The sequence below is a fragment of the Bacteroides sp. 1001302B_160321_D4 genome (genome assembly GCF_015667765.1).
Taxonomy (GTDB): domain Bacteria; phylum Bacteroidota; class Bacteroidia; order Bacteroidales; family Bacteroidaceae; genus Bacteroides; species Bacteroides xylanisolvens.
Genome location: NZ_JADPLO010000138.1, coordinates 1 through 2,887, shown reverse-complemented (window position 1 = coordinate 2,887; position 2,887 = coordinate 1). Strand labels below are relative to the sequence as shown.

Annotated in this window: 2 protein-coding genes and 1 tRNA gene; all 3 read left to right on the top strand. The window is 42.5% G+C overall.

The genetic code is table 11. The features are described from left to right. Nucleotides 1–2,347, top strand: a 2,347-nt coding sequence (gene feoB / locus KFO40_RS25425) for a ferrous iron transport protein B (protein ID WP_211146934.1), incomplete at its 5' end; no start/stop codon positions are given. Further along, nucleotides 2,344–2,559, top strand: coding sequence for a hypothetical protein (locus KFO40_RS25420; protein ID WP_128859106.1), 216 nt, complete (start codon nt 2,344–2,346; stop codon nt 2,557–2,559). The genes feoB and KFO40_RS25420, both read left to right, overlap by 4 nt. A 51-nt stretch (nt 2,560–2,610) precedes the next feature. Continuing rightward, nucleotides 2,611–2,682: transfer RNA gene (locus KFO40_RS25415), tRNA-Cys, on the top strand. Nucleotides 2,683–2,887: the final 205 nt, after the last annotated feature.

The following is a 2,887-nucleotide window of genomic DNA, read 5'->3' as shown; positions in this document are numbered from 1 at the left end:
AGATCCCATAAAATATAAAGTCTTAGGTTATGAAATATCTCTTCGTCGTCAGGAAGCTGAAATGATCGAAGTAATCAGCGAGGAGGAGGCAAAAGAACTGGCTGAAAAGACTGTTTATCATGAAGGATTACCCGAAGACCTTTCAGTAAAAGAAGAAGATATGAAACGGTTGGCGTTAGGTAAACGTCGCACCATCAATGTTGCCTTGGTCGGAAATCCGAACAGTGGCAAGACTTCTTTGTTTAATCTTGCGTCCGGTGCTCATGAGCATGTAGGCAATTACAGCGGTGTGACCGTGGATGCCAAAGAAGGTTATTTTGACTTCGAAGGTTATCATTTCCGTATTGTCGATCTGCCGGGAACTTATTCTTTATCTGCTTATACGCCGGAAGAAATCTATGTTCGCCGTCATATTATCGATGAAACTCCTGACGTGATTATTAATGTCGTCGATTCTTCTAATCTGGAGCGAAACTTATATCTGACTACTCAATTGATAGATATGAATGTCCGCATGGTAGTGGCTCTGAATATCTATGATGAACTGGAAGCCAGTGGAAATACATTGGATTACCATTTGTTGAGCAAGTTGTTCGGGGTGCCGATGCTGCCTACTGCCAGTAAGAAAAATCGTGGATTGGATACGTTGTTTCATGTAGTTATCAATCTGTATGAAGGAGTAGACTTCTTCGATAAACAGGGAAACATGAATCCGGAAGTCCTCAAAGACTTGACTGAATGGCATGACTCTTTGGAAGACCGTAAGAACCATGAGGAAGAGCATCTGGAAGATTATGTGCGTGAACATAAAAAGACGGGGCGTGTCTTCCGGCATATTCATATAAATCACGGTCCTGATATAGAAAAAGCGATTGAGGCTGTAAAAAGTGAAGTGTCCAAGAACGAGTTTATCCGGCATAAATATTCTACCCGTTTCCTCTCCATTAAATTGTTGGAGAATGATCCTGACATTGAGCGTATTGTACGCACATTGCCGAATGCGGATGAAATTTTCCATGTCCGCGACAAGATGTCGAAGCGTGTTCAGGAGACAATGAATGAGGATTGTGAATCGGCTATTACTGATGCTAAATATGGATTTATCAGTGGTGCGTTGAAAGAAACGTTCACGGATAATCATCTGGAACAGGCGCAGACAACAAAGGTATTGGATTCGATTGTAACTCATCGTGTCTGGGGATTTCCTATTTTCTTTCTTTTTATGTATCTGATGTTTGAAGGTACATTTGTCATTGGCGAATATCCGATGATGGGGATTGAATGGATGGTAGAGCAGCTTGGTGAATTGCTGCGCAATAACATGTCGGAAGGTCCATTTAAAGATCTGCTGATTGATGGAATTATCGGTGGGGTAGGAGCTGTCATTGTTTTCTTACCGAATATCCTGATTCTGTATTTCTGTATTTCTATCATGGAGGATTCTGGTTATATGGCTCGTGCGGCTTTTATCATGGATAAGATCATGCATAAAATGGGGTTGCACGGAAAGTCGTTTATTCCTCTGATTATGGGATTCGGATGTAATGTGCCTGCGATTATAGCGTCCCGTACTATTGAGAACCGGAAGAGTCGTCTCATTACCATATTGGTGAATCCATTGATGTCTTGTAGTGCGCGTCTGCCGATTTATTTATTGTTGGTGGGTGCTTTCTTCCCGAACAATGCAAGTTTGGTGCTGTTAAGTATCTATGTGATTGGTATTGTGCTGGCCGTGGTAATGGCTCGCTTGTTTAGCAAGTTTCTGATAAAGGGTGATGATACGCCGTTTGTGATGGAGCTTCCTCCTTACCGAATGCCGACAGCGAAGTCTATCTTCCGTCATACATGGGAAAAGGGAGCGCAGTATCTGAAAAAGATGGGCGGAATTATTATGATTGCTTCTATTATTATCTGGTTTCTGGGATATTATCCGAATCATGATGCTTATGAAACGGTTGCCGAACAGCAGGAAAATTCTTATATCGGTCAGTTGGGGCGCGGAATAGAGCCGGTAATAAAGCCATTGGGATTTGATTGGAAATTAGGTATTGGCTTGCTTTCCGGTGTAGGGGCGAAAGAATTGGTGGTAAGTACGTTAGGCGTTTTGTATGCAGATGATCCGGATGCTGACTCGGTGAGTTTGGCAGAACGTATTCCGATTACTCCATTGGTCGCTTTTTGTTATATGCTGTTTGTATTGATTTACTTCCCGTGCATTGCGGCGTTGGCGGCTATCAAACAGGAATCGGGTAGTTGGAAATGGGCGCTTTTTGCTGCCTGCTATACAACGGCATTAGCTTGGCTTGTATCATTTGCTGTTTATCAGATTGGAGGATTGTTTGTATGAATAATTGGCAAGAGTGGGTAGTCGGAGTACTCGTTGTGCTCTGCATTACCCGTGTCGTATATGGAATATTTCTTTTTTTTCGTCGTACGCGGGAAAATCAGAATCCTTGTGACAGCTGCGTAAGTGGCTGTGAACTAAAGGATATGATGGAGAAGAAACGCAGAGAGTGTGATGTAAAGAAAAAAAGTACAAAGAAAAATTGCTGCGGATAGTTGGTAGTTTCAAAATTTGTACTACCTTTGCAACCGCAAACGAGAGATAATGGTTCCTTGGATGAGTGGCTTAGTCAGCGGTCTGCAAAACCGTGTACGGCGGTTCGAATCCGCCAGGAACCTCACGAAGCCCTTTCAGATGTTTTCTGGAAGGGCTTTTCTTTGCTCTTAACTGAAAATGTTCCCACTTTGTTCCCACCTTTTTAAAGCTGTATTGGGAATGGTACTACAAAAACGGCTCAGTCTGAAACCTTGGGGGATTGCGTTAAAATTCTTATTTTTGCATCATGAAAACATCCTCTTCCCAAACGATTGATCATGTTGCTTC